A 21492-nucleotide genomic window follows, 5' to 3' on the forward strand; every position below is an offset into this window, starting at 1 on the left:
ATGTCGGATAAGCTAAGCAATGCTAAAGACCTATTTCCAATGAGCGATATACAGCTAGGAATGGTCTACCATTCATTAAAACATGTACATGAAGCTGTATACCATGATCAATTTGTTTATCAAGTAGATGATGATTCATTTGATGTTCATGTGCTAGAACAAGCGATGAGAATGATGGTTGATAAGCATGACATCTTAAAAACAAGCTTTCATATTGAGGAATTTTCTACACCGGTTCAGGTAGTGCACCAGGATGTATCTGTTCAGATTGATGAAATAGACATTACACATTTGGAAGAGCAACAAAAAGAACATATCCATCGCTATTTGGCAGAGGATCGGCTATCACCTTTTGATGTAACAACAGCTCCTTTATGGAGAATGCGAGTTTTTAAACTGAATGCAAAACAAGTTGCTCTTGTCTGGATTTTTCATCATGCCATTTTGGATGGATGGAGCGTTGCATCTTTTATTACGGAGTTAATTGATGTTTATTTCAAATTAAAGCAAAAAAATTTAATTGTAGAGCCATTACAGACTACCTATAAGGATTATGTTATCGATCAGATGCTACTATCTGAGCAAAATGAGCTCCGTGAATTTTGGATAGACGAATTAAAAGATTACAAACGGCTACAACTACCAGTAAAAATGGATGAAAATGGCGGTATTCACGTTACGGTTGTTGAGAAATTAGACCCCGATATCATAAATAAATGCAGGGAGATTGCACAAGCTCATCACATTCCTTTAAAGACCGTATGCCTAACAGCCTTTCTCTCTATGATGCATATGATTTCCTATGAGAGAGATTTGACTGTGGGACTCATTGAGAATAATCGACCGATTACGGAAGATGCTGAAAAGGTGCTGGGATGTTTTCTCAACTCCGTTCCGTTTCGCGCCATTATCAAAAAGGATATGAGCTGGAAAGAGCTTTTAGAGCAGACACAGCAAAAGCTTGTTGAGATTAAAACATATGGAAGGCTTTCCTTTGCAAAGATTATTGAAGGAATTGGTGAGACGGGAAGCGAGCGTAATCCGGTTTTTGATTGTCTTTTTAACTTTGTCGATTTCCATGTATTTAAAGGGATAAAAGATCATAAAGTTAAGTTCTGGTTAGACGGATATGAGAAGACGAACACCATGTTTGATTTTTCCGTTTCCACCACAATGGATGATTATTTTGTGCGAGTTGTATCAGCACTACCAGAGGAAGAAACTGTAAAACTAATCAAATATTATCAAAGAATTTTAGAAAAGATCGCTCTTCAAATTGATGAAAAAATAGATAAACGATCTATTCTTGATGAACAGGAAAGCCACTTGTTGGTAGAGGAATGGAATCAAACAATTATTGATTATCCAGACAAGCAAACGCTGCATAAACGATTTGAAGAGCAAGTGGAAAAGTATGCAGATCATGTGGCACTGGTGTTTGAGGAAAAGCAGCTTACCTATGGAGAATTGAATGCTAAAGCGAATCAACTGGCACGTGTATTACAAAAACATAATACGCTTCCTAATCAGGTAATTGGTCTAATTGCAGAGCGGTCACTAGAAATGATAATAGGTGTACTTGGGATATTAAAAGCAGGTGGAGCTTATATGCCTATAGATCCCACGTATCCTTCTGAGCGTATCAACTATATGCTCGAAGATAGCCGAACATATCTCTTACTCGTACAAAAAGCAGATCTGATTCCAGCCGATTATCAAGGGGAAGTATTTATTCTGACAGAGGCACTGTGGGAAGGTGAGACGACAGAGAACCTGGAGCTGGTCAATCAACCGCAGGATGTTGCTAATGTCATGTATACATCGGGAACAACAGGAAAACCAAAAGGTATCCTGATAACCCATCGAAACATTATGACAACGATAATCAACAATGGCTATATCGATATCTTTTCAACAGATCGAATCCTGCAAGTATCTAATTATGCTTTTGATGGGTCAACCTTTGATATATACAGTGCTTTATTAAACGGAGCTACTCTTGTGTTAATTCCAATGCCAACACTAATGAATCCAGCCGACCTGTTAGCAATCATGAGAGATAGCAGCATTACGGTATGTTTACTGACAACCTCTCTGTTTAATACGTTGGTTGATCTGGATGTAACCAGCTTCAAAAACATGCGTAAGGTTTTATTTGGTGGGGAAAAGGCCTCATTTTATCATGTAGAAAAAGCACTAGATTATTTGGGTGAGGGACGTCTGGTAAATGAATATGGTCCGACAGAAACGACGGTGTGCGCCACTAGCTATACAGTCGATCATACGATTAAAAAGCTGAGAAGTGTCCCGATCGGTCGTCCTTTGAGCAACACTTCGGTATATATTTTTGGACTCGATGACCAATTACAACCACTTGGAGTACCAGGTGAGTTATGTGTAGCTGGGGAAAGTATTTCACTAGGGTATCTCAATCGACCAGACTTAACAGCAGAAAAATTTGTTGAAAATCCACTTAAACCAGGTGAGAGAATGTACCGTACAGGTGACCTAGTACGTTGGTTGTCTGAAGGTGTAATGGAGTACATGGGGCGGATTGATGAACAAGTCAAGATTCGTGGGCATCGCATCGAGTTAGGGGAGATTGAGGCAAAGCTGCTCGAACATCCTTCTATTCGCGAAACAGTGCTAGTTGCAAAACAGGATGCAAGAGGCCATTCCTTCTTAGGTGCATATCTTGTTACAGACAACTTCTGCCCTGTAACGGAATTACGCAATTATCTGATGGAAACCTTGCCAGAGTATATGGTTCCTTCCTACTTCATAGAGCTAGATAGCCTACCACTTACTTCTAATGGGAAAGTGGATAAGAGAGCCTTGCCTGAACCGGAATCCCAGGCTTTACAAGCATATGCCATCCCGGAGAATGAGACGGAAGAAAAATTGGTTCAGCTATTCCAGGAGGTTATGGATGTAGAACTTGTTGGTACACAAGATAGCTTTTATGAACTAGGTGGGCACTCCTTAAAAGCAATGATGCTGGTTTCTCGAATTCATAAGGATTTTGGCGTAAAGATACCACTAAAGGAAGTGTTCAGTCGTCCGACTGTGAAGGAATTGGCTGCGTACCTGACTCAGTCAGAAGAAGCAAATTATATAGAAATTGAAGCAGCGGAAAAGAAAACATACTATCCAGTTACAGCTGCCCAAAAACGTATGTATATCGCGCAACAATGGGAAGCTGACGAAGCAACCAGCAGTTATCACATGCCGTTTATGATGGAAATTACAGGACCTCTTCAAGTAGACAAGCTACAACAGATACTAAAGAGTCTTGTGGAAAGGCATGAGGCCTTACGGACATCATTTCATATGATCGATGAAGTATTGATGCAAAAGATACATGCAGATGTATTGTGGGATTTAGACATAGATATAGAGCCAGTTGTGGCTGTGGAGCAAGAAATTGAAGATAAAATGTTTCAGTTCCTTCGCAAATTTGATTTGAGTCAAGCTTCTCTTTTTAGAGCTAAGCTACTTCGTGTCAATGCTAATCAGCATGTTTTGCTACTAGATATGCATCATATTATTTCTGATGGATTCTCATACCAAATCTTTTTTGAGGAACTGACTAAGCTGTATCAGGGCGAGGAATTACCACCTCTCAAGATACAATATAAGGATTATGCAGTTTGGCAGCATTCCGAAGAACAACAGAAGCGTTTGCAACAGCAAGAGGAATACTGGTTACGTCAATTCCAAGGTGAAATTCCTGTCCTGGAATTGCCCACAGATTACCAACGTCCCGTTGATAAACAGTTTGCTGGAGCATTGTTCACATACGAGTTATCTGTTGATATAACGGAGAAACTGAGAAAATTAGCGATTAGAGAAAAAACGACGCTATATACAGTATTGCTGACCGTCTATAACGTTCTATTGACCAAATATACAAGTCAAGAGGACATAATCGTAGGGACACCGATTGCTGGTCGCCCACATGCAGATTTAGACCGGGTATTTGGTATGTTTGTAAACACGTTAGCAATCAGAACAACTCCAAAAGTAGACTATTCCTTCTTAGAGTATCTTTCTGAAGTCAAAGAAACGGTACTAGGTGCTTATCAAAATCCAGACTATCCATTTGAAGAACTGGTTGAAAAAACGCTGGTTCAGCGAGATATAAGCCGTAATCCTTTATTCGATGTTATGTTCTCCGTAGAGAAATTGCCATCTGCTGTACAATTCGATGAATTACGATTCTGCCCACGTTTGTTTGATTGGAAGAAAGCGAAATTTGACTTGGATTGGACAGTGGTGGAAGGTGAATCACTTCAAGTTTTGGTTGAGTATAGCACGAGCCTGTTCGATCGATTGACTGTAGAACGAATGTCTAAACATTTCGAGCATATTTTGGAGCAAATAATAGAGCATCCAAAACTGTCTATTTCTGATATTGAATTACTGACCGAAGCAGAAAAACAACAGATTTTGATTGAATTTAATCAATCAGATAAATACTTTGACCGACAAAAAACGATTCAGGAACAATTTGAAGAATGGGTAGACAAAACCCCGGATAGCATGGCTCTAGTTTTTAAAGACAAACAATTGACCTATCAGGAATTAAACCAACGTGCTAACCAAGTAGCGCATTTGTTACGTGCCAACGGGATTTCAGCTAATGATTTTATTGGTTTAATGGTAGATCGATCGCTTGAGATGATTATTAGTATGCTAGGTATTTTGAAGGCGGGCGGAGCCTACTTACCTATTGATCCTGATTATCCCGAGGATCGAATCGATTATATGTTATCTGATAGCAAAGCTAAGATTCTCTTAAAGCAAAGTGAACAAACAGCACCTGCTTCCTTTGAGGGTAAAGTAATTTCTATTGATACTCCGGAATTGCTTGAGATGGACGTAGAAAATGTATCCAGGGTCAATAGCTCATCTGACTTGGCTTATATTATTTATACATCCGGATCAACAGGGAAACCAAAAGGAGTATTGATTAACCATCGATGCGTCATAAACATGCAGCTTACTGCTGAAACCTTTGGTATATCTCCTACGAGTCGTGTCCTACAGTTTGCTTCTTTTAGTTTTGACTCATCTGTGGGTGAAATTTTTTATACATTATTAAACGGCGCCTGCTTGTACTTGGTAGAAAAAGACTTACTTTTATCAGGCAACGAGTTTGTTTTGTGGTTAAAGAAAAATAAGATTAGCTCGATTCCTTTTATTTCACCATCTGCCCTACGAATGCTCCCTTATGAAGATTTACCTGATCTCGCGTATATAAGTACGGGTGGTGAGGCATTGCCGGCCGATCTAGTTAAAGCTTGGGGAGAAAATCGTATCTTTTTAAATGCATATGGTCCGACGGAAACCACTGTAGATGCCACCGTAGGAATATGTACACCAGAGGGGAAACCGCATATTGGAAGACCCGTTAAGAATAAAAAGGTGTACGTAGTGAATAGTAGCAATCAATTACAACCGATTGGTGTTCCTGGTGAGCTTTGCATTGGCGGCGAAGGGGTTGCACTTGGCTATCTAAACAGACCTGATTTAACTCAAGAAAAATTCGTTTCCAATCCGTTTATCCCAGGTGAAAGAATGTATCGCTCTGGTGACTTAGTCAGATGGCTACCTGATGGAACGATTGAATATTACGGAAGATTAGATGATCAGGTAAAAATTAGAGGGCACCGTATTGAACTAGGAGAGATTGAAACAAGGCTATTAGAGCATCCATCAATTAAAGAAGCGATTGTCATTCCACGTTCTGATGAATCTGAAGCCACATATCTATGTAGTTATTTGATTGTAGAAGGATTATGGAATGCTGCTGATATGCGTAAGTACTTGAAGGCTTCTTTGCCGGATTACATGATACCGTCATATTTTGTGGAGTTGCAGGAGTTACCGCTGACACCTAACGGAAAAGTTGATAAAAAAGCATTACCAAAACCAGAAAAGCAAATGCACAGAGGGCAAGATTATGTAGCCCCTACTAACCTTGTACAATCCATTTTATCTCAGATTTGGTCTGATGTCCTTGGTAATGAAAATATAGGTATTCATGATAATTTCTTTGAACTTGGTGGAGATTCGATTAAAGCCATCCAAATTTCAGCTCGACTCAATAAGCATAATCTAAAGGTTAAAATGCGGGAATTGTTTAAGAACCCAACGATTGCTGAGCTAAGTCTGCTTGTACAAGAGATTGTACAGGAGATAGACCAAGGAGTAGTAGAAGGGAATATTCCGCTTACACCGATCCAGCATTGGTTCTTTAGCCAAACATTCCCACAGGTCAATCATTATAATCAATCGATTCTTCTCTATAATGCTGAAGGCTGGGATGATCAGAAAGTAGACAAAGCTTTTGAGATTCTAACGCAGCATCATGATGCACTGCGAATGGTATATAGCTTAGACGATCAAGAGGTCGTACAGCGCAATCGGGGATTGGACGGCTCGAACTATCACTTCGAAATTATTGATGTAAGACAAGATGGGGACGATCAGTTGAAATGGAAAACAGAGGCCAATCGGATACAGGCAAATATGGATATAGCTCAGGGGCCTTTGGTACAAATCGGATTGTTCCGTACAAATGAAGGAGATTATTTGTTAATTGCTATTCACCATTTAGTAGTGGATGGAGTGTCCTGGCGTATCCTATTAGAAGACTTCTATCATTTGTATAGAGGAAACGATTCTCTACCATTAAAAACTACTTCGTTCCAAGCATGGTCTCAAAAGCTCCAAGAGTATGTCCAGAGTAAAGAGCTAGAAAAGGAGCTTCCATATTGGCGCAATCTGGATGAGACTATCACGGACTACACATTGATCAAAGATATAGAAACAGCAAGCTCAAGTAAGGCAACCTATGAGGATTTTTTAACTGTATCGATGTCCTTATCAACAGAAGAAACCCAACAGCTGGTAACTGAAGCTCATAAGGCATACCAGACTGAAATGAACGATCTTTTACTCACTGCACTCGCTTTGGCTTTGAAAGAATGGACGAATAAAGAACAACTGCTAGTTAGCATGGAGGGGCATGGACGCGAAGAGATTCTAGAAAACGTAGATATTTCCCGTACAATTGGTTGGTTTACATCGGAGTATCCAGTTGCCATTCACCTTACGAAAACAGATATTTCGTTTGCAATTAAACAGGTGAAGGAAACGTTGCGTCGTGTACCTAACAAAGGGTTTGGCTTTGGTGTTCTCAAATATTTGGCAAAAGAGACATTCGAGGTTAAGCCAGAAATCAGCTTCAACTACTTAGGTCAATTTACAGATAAGGAAGAGGGGAACTCTTCTTTGATGGGTGATCTGATTAGTCGAGAGAATACTAGTGAACTTTCCCTAGATATCAATGGAAGTATAGAGGCTGACAGATTACAAATGCACTTTAGTTACAACGCCAGCGCTTACTATCCAGAAACGATCGCATCCCTTGTTCAAAACTTCAAATCCTATTTGCTTGAGATTATTAGTCATTGCTTGACGAAAGAAGGGGTAGAGCATACACCAAGCGATTTTGATATCAATGATCTCACCATGGAAGAGCTAGATGATATTTTTGATGACCTGGAAGAAGAGGTTTACAAATAACTAGGCAAAAATATGGAGTGATTTAGATATGTTTAGCAGAAGTAATGTGCAAAATTTGTATCGCTTATCTCCTATGCAAAAAGGGATCTTATTTCATTCCTTAAAAGATAAAGAAAATCATGCCTATTTTGATCAATTGATCTTTACTTTGGAAGGCAAGGTAGAGCTTGAATATTTGGAAGAAGCTTTTAATCAATTAATCAAAAAGCATGATATTTTACGAACTGTTTTTCGTTACAAAAAAGTAAAAGAACCCGTACAAATGGTATTGAAGGAAAGAAATTCCACTATTTATTTTGAAGATATTTCTCATCTTGAGGCGGATGAAAAAGATAATTACATCAAGCAGTTTAAAATGAGGGATCGGGAGAAGGGGTTTGACCTCTCCCGGGACCTTCTCATCCGACTGTCATTGTTTAAACTCGATCAGGAACAGTATCAGTTAATTATGAGTAATCACCATATCATTATGGATGGTTGGTGCCTTGGAATCATACTTAATGATTTCTTACGTATGTATAAAGGGATCGTGAATCATGCTCCTGTTCCATTCGAGCATGTGACACCTTACAGCAAGCATATTCAATGGTTGGAAAAACAGGATCATCAAGAAGCAAAGACGTTTTATCAACAGCTATTAGAAGGATACGACAAAGTAACAGGTGTTCCACAGCAACTGGTTCGGGCAAACCATGAAGAATATGCTCATGGGCAAAGTATTGTGAAATTACATCAGGAAACTGCTGATCGATTGATTGCAATAGCCAAAGCCTATCAGGTTACAGTTAATACTGTTTTCCAAACGATTTGGGGAATTTTATTACAAAAATACAACAATACGGACGATGTAGTATTTGGTTCAGTTGTTTCAGGTAGACCAGCAGAGATTCCTGATGTTGAAAAAATGGTTGGCTTATTTATTAATACAATCCCAGTACGAATAAAGGCAGATCAACAAGAACGATTTGAGACGTTAGTAACCAAAGTACAAGAAATGGCCCTGGCTTCAGAATCATATGATTATCTTTCGTTGGCAGATATTCATCCAGAAGCTGGGGATTTCATCAATCATATTATTGCTTTTGAAAATTTTTATATCGATATGGACAGCTTTAATCAGCTGGCAGATAAAAAAGAGCTGGGATTCTCACTCGCATTCGCCACAGACCATCATGAACAAACAAATTATGATCTAAGTGTGCAAGCTCAGATCGGTGATGAATCATCCATTAAAATTTTATATAATTCCAAGCTTTATTCATCAGAATACATAGCAAATGTGATTGGCCATTTTGTCACTGTCGCTGAAACGGTTGCTGCTAATCCTAGCATACTCGTAAAAGAAATCGATATTTTAACAACTGATACAAAAGATCAAATCCTTCATGGTTTTAATAATACTTATGCAGATTATCCGAGAGAGAAAACCATACATCAGTTGTTTGAGGAACAAGTAGAGAAAAACCCTAATCAGGTTGCACTTGTGTTTAAAGAAGAGAAGCTTACTTACGGTGAGGTAAATGCGAAAGCAAATCAGTTGGCACATGTGTTAAGAAAGAAAGGTGTACAACCTGATGATGTAATTGGACTAATCACCGAACGCTCTTTAGAAATGATAATAGGCATTTTGGCGATTTATAAAGCAGGTGGGGCTTATATGCCTATTGATCCTACTTATCCAACTGAACGCGTTCAATATATGCTTCAGGATAATCAAACGCAGTTTTTATTGGTACAAAAACAGGAAATGCTACCAGCCAGTTATCAGGGAGAGGTATTGTTTTTAACACAGGAGAGCTGGATGGACGAGGAAGTATCCAACCTGCCTCCTACTAATCAAGCGCAAGCTTTAGCTTATGTGATGTATACCTCTGGTTCTACAGGAGAGCCTAAGGGCATTTTGACAACACATCAAAACATTATTAAGACAGTCATTAATAATGGATATATTGAGATTACGCCAGGAGATTGTTTGCTTCAGCTCTCTAATTATGCCTTTGACGGCTCTACCTTTGAAATCTATGGGGCGTTATTACATGGAGCTACATTAGTTATGGCACCAAAAGAGACAGTTCTAAATATGAATGAGCTGGCACATCTTATCAAGAAGGAACAAGTGACGGTTTCCTTTATGACGACCGCTCTCTTTAATACACTGGTTGATTTGGACATCACATGCTTTCAATCGGTACGAAAGGTATTATTCGGTGGAGAGCTTGCTTCGGTCAAGCACGTCCTAAAAGCCCTTGATTATTTGGACGAGCACCGGATTATCAATGTATATGGACCAACGGAATCTACAGTGTATGCTACGTTTTACTCTGTAGATCACTCCATGTTGACGAAAGCAGCTGTTCCCATTGGTAGACCGATTAATAACACGAAGGCGTACATCTTAAATAAAGATGGACAGCCTCAGCCAATTGGAGTAGTAGGAGAGCTATGCATTGGTGGGGAGGGATTAGCTCGTGGTTATCTAAACCGTCCAGAGCTAACACAGAAACATTTCGTGGATAATGCATTCGTCTCAGGTGAGCGAATGTACCGTACCGGAGATTTAGCCCGCTTTTTACCCGATGGCAACATTGAATACATAGGACGGGTGGATGAACAGGTAAAGATTCGTGGTCATCGGATTGAACTGGGCGAGATTGAAAAAGTTCTCTTACAGCACCCTGCTATCAGTGAAACAGTCCTTCTAGCAAAACGTGACGAGCAAGGTCATTCCTATCTGTGCGCTTATGTAGTAGGTCAGGCATTTTGGACCGTTACAGAGCTACGTCAACACGTAATGGAATCACTGCCTGAATACATGGTACCCTCCTACTTCATCGAGATTGAAAAACTACCGCTTACTGCAAACGGTAAGGTAGATAAGCGAGCATTGCCTGAACCAGACAGAAAAATGGGGAGTGCTTACGTTGCTCCAGAGAACGAAACAGAAGAAAAGCTGGTTCAATTTTTCCAAGAAATTTTGAGTGTCGAGCGGGTTGGCACGCAGGATACATTTTTTGAGCTTGGCGGTCACTCACTTAAGGCAATGATGCTGGTCTTACAGATTCATAAAGAGATGGGAATCGAAGTCCCGTTAAAAGAGATATTCACACGTCCTACCATCAAAGAATTAGCAGCGTATATTCATAAGACGGATCGCTCTACATATAGCATGATTGAACCAACCGCCAAACAAGAGTATTATCCAGTCTCCTTTGCTCAAAGACGAATGTTTGTTGTGCAACAGATCAGAGATACGAATACAACCAGCTACAATATGCCGATTTTGCTAGAAATAGAAGGGGCTCTTGATAGGGAAAATGTAAGACAAACTCTGAAGAAATTGATAGAGCGTCATGAATCAATGAGAACGTCATTCCATATGATTGACGAGACCTTGCTGCAAAAGGTGCATGATGATGCGGCATGGGAAATGGAGGAGATGGAAGCGTCCGAGGAAGAGGTTTATGCTTTGACAAAATCCTTCATTCGTCCTTTTGATCTCGGTCAAGCTCCATTGTTTAGAGCAGGATTAATTCGTGTTAATTTTGAGCGTCATTTGCTGCTGCTAGATACGCATCACATTATCTCAGATGGCGTATCTACTAACATACTCTTTCAAGATTTTACGCAATTATATCGTGGACGAGAGCTGCCTGCCCTGCGAATTCAATACAAGGATTTCGCCGTCTGGCAACAAGGAGAGGCTCAGCTTGCTCGTCTGCAAGAACAAGAGGAATACTGGCTGAAACAATTTTCAGAGAGTGTGCCTGTACTAGAGCTTCCTACTGATTTTCCACGTCCAGCGATACAGCAGTTTGATGGTGACGTATTGGACTTTGCATTAAATCAGCAAGTATGGAAGGAATTACAACAGCTCATTGTTAAAGAGGGCTGCACGGCTTACATGATATTGCTGGCGGCTTATCATGTCTTGCTTTCCAAGTATTCGTCGCAAAACGATATTGTGATAGGTTCCCCGATAGCAGGGCGGACAAATGCTGATTTGCAATCGATTGTTGGGATGTTTGTTAACACGCTGGCTATCCGCACTAAATCAGAGGGAACTCAGACATTCCGCGAGTTTCTCTCTACGATCAAACAACTGGTTCTTCAAGCTCAATCCAATGCAGATTATCCATTTGAAGAACTGGTTGATAAGGTAAATCCAAGTCGCGATCTAAGCCGCCAGCCTTTATTTGACACAATCTTTGTCATGCAAAACATGGATATTACAGAGGTTGCGATACAAGGTCTTTCAATCATAACGAAAGACATGGAATGGAAGCATTCAAAATTTGATCTTACATGGGCGGCTGTAGAGAAAGAATCCTTACATTTTTCAGTTGAATATAGTACCCGCTTATTTAAGCAAGAAACAATCGAGCGGATGGCGAAGCATTTTGCCCATTTGCTAAATCAAGTGGCAAAAAATCCTGACTTGAGCCTTACAGATATGGAATTGGCAACGGATGAAGAAGTGTACCAGCTTTTGGAGGAGTTTAATAATACAGAAGCTGATTATCCGAGTGATAAAACGATCCATCAGCAATTTGAGCAGAAGGTAGAGGAAAACCCTGATCAGATAGCGTTGTTATTTAAAGATAAGGAAATTACTTACGGACAGTTGAATGCAAAAGCAAATCAATTTGCTCGCGTATTAAGAAAGCATAGGGTGCAGCCGGATCAAGCGGTTGGACTAATCACTGATCGTTCCATTGAAATGATGATAGGAATTTTGGCAATCTTAAAAGCTGGCGGAGCCTATTTGCCAATTGATCCTTCTTATCCATTAGAACGGATTACCTACATGCTAGAGGATAGTCAGGCACAGCTTTTGATTGTGCAGGAAGCCGCTATGATTCCAGAGGGGTATCAGGGCGAAGTATTGCTTCTAGCAGAAGAGTGCTGGATGCAGGAAGAAGCGTCCAACTTAGAGTTGATTAATGATGCTCAGGATTTGGCGTATGTGATGTATACCTCTGGTTCTACAGGAGAGCCTAAGGGCATTTTGACAACACATCAAAACATTATTAAGACAGTCATTAATAATGGATATATTGAGATTACGCCAGGAGATTGTTTGCTTCAGCTCTCTAATTATGCCTTTGACGGCTCTACCTTTGAAATCTATGGGGCGTTATTACATGGAGCTACATTAGTTATGGCACCAAAAGAGACAGTTCTAAATATGAATGAGCTGGCACATCTTATCAAGAAGGAACAAGTGACGGTTTCCTTTATGACGACCGCTCTCTTTAATACACTGGTTGATTTGGACATCACATGCTTTCAATCGGTACGAAAGGTATTATTCGGTGGAGAGCTTGCTTCGGTCAAGCACGTCCTAAAAGCCCTTGATTATTTGGACGAGCACCGGATTATCAATGTATATGGACCAACGGAATCTACAGTGTATGCTACGTTTTACTCTGTAGATCACTCCATGTTGACGAAAGCAGCTGTTCCCATTGGTAGACCGATTAATAACACGAAGGCGTACATCTTAAATAAAGATGGACAGCCTCAGCCAATTGGAGTAGTAGGAGAGCTATGCATTGGTGGGGAGGGATTAGCTCGTGGTTATCTAAACCGTCCAGAGCTGACAGCAGAGCGCTTTGTGGATAACCCGTTTCTTGTCGGAGAAAGAATGTATCGGACGGGAGACATGGCTAGATTCTTACCAGATGGCAACATTGAGTACATCGGACGAATGGATGAACAGGTGAAGATTCGCGGCCATCGAATTGAACTGGGCGAAATTGAAAAAAGTCTCCTGGAGTATCCTGCTATCAGTGAAGCGGTACTTGTCGCAAAACGTGATGAACAAGGTCATTCCTATCTGTGCGCTTATGTCGTAAGTAAGGATCAATGGACGGTGGGCCAGGTACGTCAACACCTACTGGAGGCTCTGCCAGAGTACATGGTACCATCCTATTTCGTTGAGCTTGAAAAGCTACCTCTTACTTCCAATGGTAAGGTAGACAAGCGTGCATTGCCTGAACCAGACCGAGTGATTACCAATGAGTATGTGGCGGCAGTGAATGAGACAGAGGAGAAGCTAGTTCAGTTTTTCCAAGAAATCTTAGCTGTAGAACGAGTGGGAACGCAGGATAAATTCTTTGAATTGGGTGGCCATTCCCTAAAAGCAATGATGCTGGTTTCAAGAATACACAAGGAATTAGAAATAGAGGTACCGTTAAAAGAAGTATTCGCCAGACAAACCGTTAAAGAATTAGCAGCCTATATTAAGCAGGCTGAACAGTCGGATTACACCGAAATCGAACCGGCTATAAAGCAAGAGTACTACCCTGTTTCCAATGCACAGCGACGGATGTATGTTGTTCAACAAATGAGAGATGTGGAAACAACAGGCTACAATATGCCTTTCTATTTAGAAATGGAGGGCACTCTTGAAATAGAAAAACTGTCTCTAGCACTGAAAAAACTGGTCGAGCGTCACGAGTCATTACGGACCTCCTTCCATATGGTTGATGATGAATTGGTGCAAAAGGTGCATGCAGAAATCGCATGGGATATGGAAATGATTCATGCCGTGGAGGAAGAAGTTCAACAGCTTACTGAGGCCTTTATGCGTCCTTTCGATCTTGCTAAGGCACCATTATTCCGTGCAGGGCTCATTCGAATAAATCCTGAACGACATCTATTGATGCTGGATATGCATCATATCATCTCAGATGGGGTATCAATCAATGTATTGTTCCAGGATATAACCCAATTGTATCAAGGTATGGAGCTGACTCCTCTCAAGATTCAATACAAAGATTTTGCGGTGTGGCAACAAGGAATGGCTCAGGTTGCTCGTTTTCAGGAGCAGGAAAGGTACTGGTTGGATCAGTTTTCTGGTGACCTTCCGATTTTGGAAATGGTAACAGATTATCCACGGCCAGCCTTGCAGCAGTTTGACGGAGATTCCTGGTCGTTTGAAATTGACGCCAAAGTATTAGAAAGCATAAAGCAATTGTCAGCCGAGCAAGGAACTACTTTGTATATGACCTTGTTGGCTATTTATCAAATCCTGTTATCTAAGTATACCCGCCAAGACGACATCATTGTTGGAACTCCGATTGCTGGAAGACCTCATGCTGATACAGAGAGTATTGTTGGGATGTTTGTAAACACTCTAGCTTTACGTAGTCAACCAAAAGAAGAGCAATCCTTCGTCTCTTATTTATCAGAAGTGAAAGAAAACGTACTACAAGCCTATGCCAACGCTGATTATCCATTTGAAGAGTTGGTAGAGAAGCTACATTTACAAAGAGATATGAGTCGTCATCCATTGTTTGATACGATGTTTGTTTTACAAAACATGGATATGTCCGAGATAAATATTTCTGGTCTAAAGCTTCATTCGCGTGATTTAAACTGGAAAAATGCAAAATTTGATATGACCTGGATGATAGCCGAACAGACTAATCTGTATATTTCGATAGAGTATAGTACGAACCTGTTTAAACGAGAAACCATTCAAAGATTAGAAAAGCATTTTACTTATTTAGTAGAACAAGTGGCTAAACATCCGGATTTCTTACTAAAAGATTTTGAACTCACAACAGTCGAAGAAAAACAGCACATACTGACGGTCTTTAACAATACAGCTACTAATGATCTACACGATTCATCCATTTGTCATTTATTCGAACAACAAGTACAGCAGTTTCCAGATAACCTGGCTCTTGTGTTTGGCGAAGAGCACCTCACATACAGTGAGTTACATGCAAAAGTGAACCAATTAGCTCAGGTACTAAGAAAGCATGGTGTACAGCCTGATCAGGCCATTGGATTAATCACTGATCGTTCTATTGAGATGATGATAGGAATTCTTGCTATTTTAAAAGCAGGCGGAGCCTATATGCCAATAGATCCTTCTTATCCACTAGAACGGATTGAACACATGCTAGAGGACAGCCGGACTAAGTTGTTATTGGTGCAAAAAACGGAAATGGTCCCTACTAGCTATCAGGGCGAAGTACTACTCTTAGCCGAAGAAAGCTGGATGCATGAAGAAGCGTCTAATTTGGAGGTAATCAATCAAGCACAGGATTTGGCGTATGTTATGTACACCTCAGGTTCAACCGGTAAGCCGAAGGGTAATCTAACGACTCATCAGAACATTATGCAAACCATCATCAACAATGGCTATATTGAGATTGCACCAACAGATCGACTATTACAGTTATCTAACTACGCTTTTGATGGTTCTACCTTTGATATCTATAGCGCTCTATTAAATGGGGCAACTCTTGTGCTGGTGCCAAAAGAGGTCATGCTCAATCCAATGGAGCTGGCGAAGATTATCCGAGAACAGGATATTACAGTTTCGTTTATGACTACTTCTCTGTTCCATACTTTGGTGGAGTTAGACGTGACCAGTATGAAATCCATGCGCAAGGTTGTATTTGGTGGGGAGAAGGCTTCATTCAAGCATGTAGAAAAAGCCCTGGATTATCTAGGTGAAGGTCGCCTGGTAAATGGGTATGGCCCTACGGAAACAACGGTATTTGCTACCACCTATACGGTGGATTCTAGCATTAAGGATACAGGAATTATACCGATTGGGCGTCCTCTAAACAATACGAGTGTTTACGTCTTAAATGAGAATAATCAGCTACAGCCGATTGGAGTACCAGGAGAACTATGCGTGGGTGGAACAGGAATTGCTCGTGGATATTTAAACCGTCCAGAGCTGACAGCAGAACGCTTTGTGGATAATCCTTTCGTTTCAGGAGATAGAATGTATCGTACCGGTGACCTAGCTCGCTGGTTGCCGAATGGAAACATTGAGTATTTAGGTCGGATGGATGAGCAGGTGAAGGTACGCGGTTACCGAATTGAGCTGGGTGAAATAGAGACAAGATTACTGGAGCATGCTTCGATAAGTGCAGCGGTTTTACTGGCAAAACAAGATGAGCAAGGTCATTCGTACCTATGTGCGTATGTGGTTACAAATGGGGTATGGACAGTTGCGGAATTGCGTAAGCATGTCAGTGAAGCTTTACCAGAATATATGGTCCCTACTTATTTCGTGGAACTGGAGCAGTTACCGTTCACTTCCAATGGTAAGGTGAACAAACGTGCTTTGCCAGAGCCGGAAGGACAAATTACCAGCGTTTATGTGGCACCGGAAACGGAGACGGAAGCAAAATTAGTAGAGTTATTCCAAGAGATTTTGGGTGTAGAGAAAGTCGGTACACAAGATATGTTCTTTGAACTAGGAGGTCATTCGCTAAAAGCGATGATGCTAGTTTTACGAATGAATAAAGAACTAGGAATGGAAGTGCCTTTAAAAGAGGTATTCACACATCCTACTGTCAAAGAATTGGCAGCAACGATCGACCTTCTTGATCGATCAGGCCACATGGAGATTGAACCAGCTCCAAAGCAAGATTTCTATCCTGTATCCTCTGCACAAAGACGGATGTACGTGGTCCAGCATTTAGGAAATATCCAAACAACAAGCTACAATATGCCACTTTTCCTTGAAGTGGAAGGAGCTTTAGAAATTGAAAAGCTTCATCTAACACTTGAGAAATTGGTCGAAAGACACGAGTCGCTACGAACCTCATTTCATATGGTTGACGAAGAGCTGATGCAGCAGGTACATGAGGATGTGGTATGGGATTTAGAGATAATGGATGGAGACGAAGAAGACCTTGCAAGCATCACAGCAGGATTTATACGTCCGTTTGATCTCAGTCAGGCTCCATTGTTCCGTGCAGGCGTAGTGCGTGTTAGCCAAGAGAAATTCCTATTCATGCTGGATATGCACCATATCATCTCAGACGGAGTTTCTACCAATGTATTGTTCCAAGATATAACACAGTTCTATCAAGGAAAGGATCTGCCTCCTCTTACGATACAGTACAAAGACTACGCTGTGTGGCAACAAACTGATGCTCAAGTGGCTCGCCTGCAAGATCAGGAAGGATATTGGTTAAGCCAATTTGCTGGAGAAGCTCCTGTACTAGAGATGCCGACAGATTTTCCACGTCCAGCAGTCCAACAGTTTGAAGGCGATTTATGGACTTTCGAGATTGATGCTGACATCCTCAGACAACTGAAAAAATTATCGGCAAGTCAGAGTTCTACTCTATATATGACATTGCTAGCAGCGTATCAGGTCTTGTTAGCCAAGTATACCGGTCAAGATGATATTATCGTCGGTTCACCAATTGCTGGACGAGCTCATTCGGACGTAGAAAGTATTGTTGGTATGTTCGTAAACACGTTAGCTTTACGTGGACAACCTACAGGCGAGCAGACTTTTATTTCCTATCTTGCACAAGTTAAGGAACAGGTTTTACAAGCTTATGCCAATGCAGAATATCCATTTGAGAAATTAGTTGAGAAGCTTGATTTACAGAGAGACATGAGTCGCCATCCTCTCTTCGATACGATGTTTACTTTGCAAAATATGGAGATATCTGATATCGATTTGGCTGGATTGACCTTCAAACCATTTGATTTTGAATGGAAAAATGCCAAGTTTGACATGGACTGGACGATGCTTGAGGAAGAAACACTCAAGGTTGCTATTGAATATAGCACTAGCTTATATACGGAAGAAACAATTAGCCGGATGGCTCAGCATTTCACCTATGTTTTACAACAAATTATTGAGCATCCAGCAATACAGTTGGCTGAAATCAAAATTGCTACCTTGCCAGAAATCGAACAGATCTTGACGCAATTTAATGATACTAGGTCCAATTACCCTGATAACCAAACCATTCATAGCCTATTCGAGCAACAAGTCGAACGTTCACCAGAACAGATCGCGGTTGTATATCAAAATCAATCTATTTCGTATCGTGAGCTTAATGAACGTGCAAATAGATTGGCACGTTGCTTGATAGACAAAGGCATAGAGAGAAATCAATTTGTTGCAATCATGGCGGATCGTTCTATAGAAACAGTCATTGGGATGATGGGAATTCTCAAAGCAGGAGGAGCTTATGTTCCGATTGATCCTGATTATCCTCTAGATCGAAAGCTATATATTCTTGAAGACAGTCATGCATCGCTATTATTGTTCCAGCACAAGCATGAGGTACCATCAGAATTCACAGGTGATCGCATATTGATTGAACAGATGCAATGGTATCATGCGGCTGATACGAATGTAGGGATAGTCAATACAGCTGATGATTTGGCTTATATGATTTATACCTCAGGTTCGACAGGTCAACCAAAAGGGGTAATGATTGATCATCAAGCAGTATGTAATTTATGTTTAATGGCCCAAACCTATGGAATCTTTGCTAATAGTCGCGTTTTACAGTTTGCTTCCTATAGTTTTGATGCGTCCGTAGGAGAGGTTTTCCATACTCTTACAAATGGAGCTACTCTCTACCTAGTAGATCGCAATCTTCTCATGGCAGGGATTGAATTTGTTGAATGGTTGAGAGAAAACGAAATAACTTCCATTCCGTTTATCTCGCCTTCTGCATTACGCGCATTGCCGTATGAGGAGTTACCTGCATTGAAATATATCAGTACAGGTGGAGAAGCATTACCTGTTGATTTAGTCAAACTATGGGGAGCCAATCGGATTTTCCTAAATGCATATGGTCCGACAGAAACAACGGTAGATGCGACGATTGGCTTATGCACCCCTGAAGATAAGCCGCATATCGGAAAGCCAGTGTTAAATAAAAAAGCATACATTATTAATCAGGATTATCAGTTACAGCCGATAGGGGTACCGGGCGAGCTATGCATCGGTGGAGTAGGGATTGCTCCTGGATATTGGAACCGGCCTGAATTAACAGCTGAGAAATTCGTGAATAATCCATTTGCCCAAGGCGAAAGAATGTACAAGACAGGGGATTTAGTACGTTGGCTTCCTGATGGAAATATTGAGTTTTTAGGGCGAATTGATGATCAGGTGAAAATTCGTGGACACCGAATTGAATTGGGTGAAATTGAGACGCGGCTTCTTGAGCATGAGCAGGTAATAGAGGCGGTTGTGCTGGCTCGTGAAGATGAACAAGGTCAAGCTTATCTGTGTGCTTATCTGGTAGCAGCAAATGAATGGACGGTAGCAGAACTGCGCAAACATCTAGGAAAAACACTGCCCGATTATATGGTTCCTGCTTATTTTATCGAGCTTGAGGAGTTTCCTTTGACACCAAGCGGGAAGGTGAATAAAAAAGCTTTGCCAGAGCCTGATGGACAAATACAAACGGGAGTGGAGTACGTAGAGGCTACTACCGAAAACCAAAAAATCCTTGTTGAGATTTGGCAAGAGGTGTTACGCGTTGAGCGGATCGGTATTTACGATAACTTCTTTGAGCTGGGCGGTGACTCAATCAAGGCAATTCAAATCACAGCAAGATTGCGTCGTCATCATCGCAAGCTGGAAATCAGCCATCTATTTAAGCACCCAACGATTGCAGAGCTTGCTCCATGGATGCAAACCAGTCAGGTATTACTTGAACAAGGAACTGTTGAAGGCGAAGTTATGCTCACGCCAATTCAAAAAACATTCTTTGAAGAAAATCAGGAACAGCCGCATCATTTTAATCAGGATTCGTTACTGTACAGCTCGAATGGCTGGAACCAAGATGCGATCGAGAAGGTATTTGAAAAAATAACGGAGCATCACGATGCCCTGCGAATGGTGTATCCGCATACCGAGGACAAGGTGACTCAGATCAACAGGGGACTTGAGGAGAAGGCGTTCACATTGCAGGTGTTCGATTTTACCCAAGAACCAACTGATACGCAGGCAACGAAAATTGAGCAAATCACTACTCAATTGCAAGCAGGCTTTGATTTAGAAAAGGGACCTCTGGTACGACTTGGCTTATTTACCACCAAGGCTGGGGATTATTTACTGATTGTGATCCATCACCTGGTGATTGACGGCGTCTCTTGGCGTATCTTGCTTGAGGATTTTCATACTGCTTATCAGCAAGTCATTCAAGGTCAAGCAATTGTACTTCCTGAAAAAACGACCTCCTTTAAAACATGGAGTGAGCGCTTGAATGAATATGCAAATAGTCATGCTCTTTTACACGAGATTCCATATTGGAAGCAGATGGAGGAAATATCTATCATCCCTCTTCCTAAAAAAGGAAACAATGACGGTAGATACTATGTGAAGGATAGCGAATATGCCACGATGAGTCTAACAGAAGAAGAAACCCAAAATCTTCTTACTCGTGTACATCGAGCTTATCGAACGGAGATTAATGATCTGTTGCTTGCTGCATTAGGATTAGCCAATAAGGAATGGACAAAAGAGAATCGAGTGGCTATCCACTTAGAAGGTCATGGTCGTGAGGAAATAGGGGAAGGGGTAGATGTCAACCGCACTGTTGGATGGTTTACCTCACTGTTCCCAGTCGTGATTGATTTAGAAAATGACGAATTGCCTCTCATCATTAAATCGGTAAAAGAAACCCTGCGCCGAGTTCCTAATAAGGGCATGGGATACGGCATACTCAAGCATCTGACAAGCGATGCGAACAAACAGGATATTACCTTCTCGCTTCGCCCAGAGATCAGCTTTAACTATCTGGGGGTATTTGATCAACAAGAGGAGGAGAGCGAATCTGCTGGGATTCCTACTGGTCAGCCGATCAGCCCGCTATATTATGACACGCACCTGTTGGAGTTTAATGGAGCGGTCTCGAATAACCAGTTGCATGTAAATTGCCGATTTGCTCCTGCAGCCGTTGATCGAGCGATTGTTGAAATCCTGATGGAGCGCTTCAAGCACAATTTACTTCTCATTACTCAGCATTGCTTGGAAAAGGATACTGTAGAATTTACACCTACTGATTTTACAGAAAAGGAATTAAGCCAAGAACAGCTAGACGATCTATTAGATGATTTATTTGAAGACATAGATGATCTGTAATCACAATGAGATAGGTG

Annotated in this window: 2 protein-coding genes; both read left to right on the forward strand. The window is 41.0% G+C overall.

What is annotated here, in order from left to right; translation table 11 throughout:
• Nucleotides 1–7593 (forward strand): non-ribosomal peptide synthetase, encoded by a 7593-nt coding sequence (locus ACQV1I_RS05435; protein WP_116333040.1) that lies wholly within the window; start codon nt 1–3, stop codon nt 7591–7593.
• A 28-nt stretch (nt 7594–7621) separates the two neighbouring features.
• A complete protein-coding gene (locus ACQV1I_RS05440; protein WP_116333041.1) occupies nt 7622–21475 on the forward strand; it encodes a non-ribosomal peptide synthetase in 13854 nt (4617 codons plus the stop codon).
• Nucleotides 21476–21492: the final 17 nt, after the last annotated feature.

Origin of the sequence: Brevibacillus sp. JB24b, from assembly GCF_051713385.1 — a bacterium.
Classification (GTDB): Bacteria; Bacillota; Bacilli; order Brevibacillales; family Brevibacillaceae; genus Brevibacillus_B; species Brevibacillus_B laterosporus.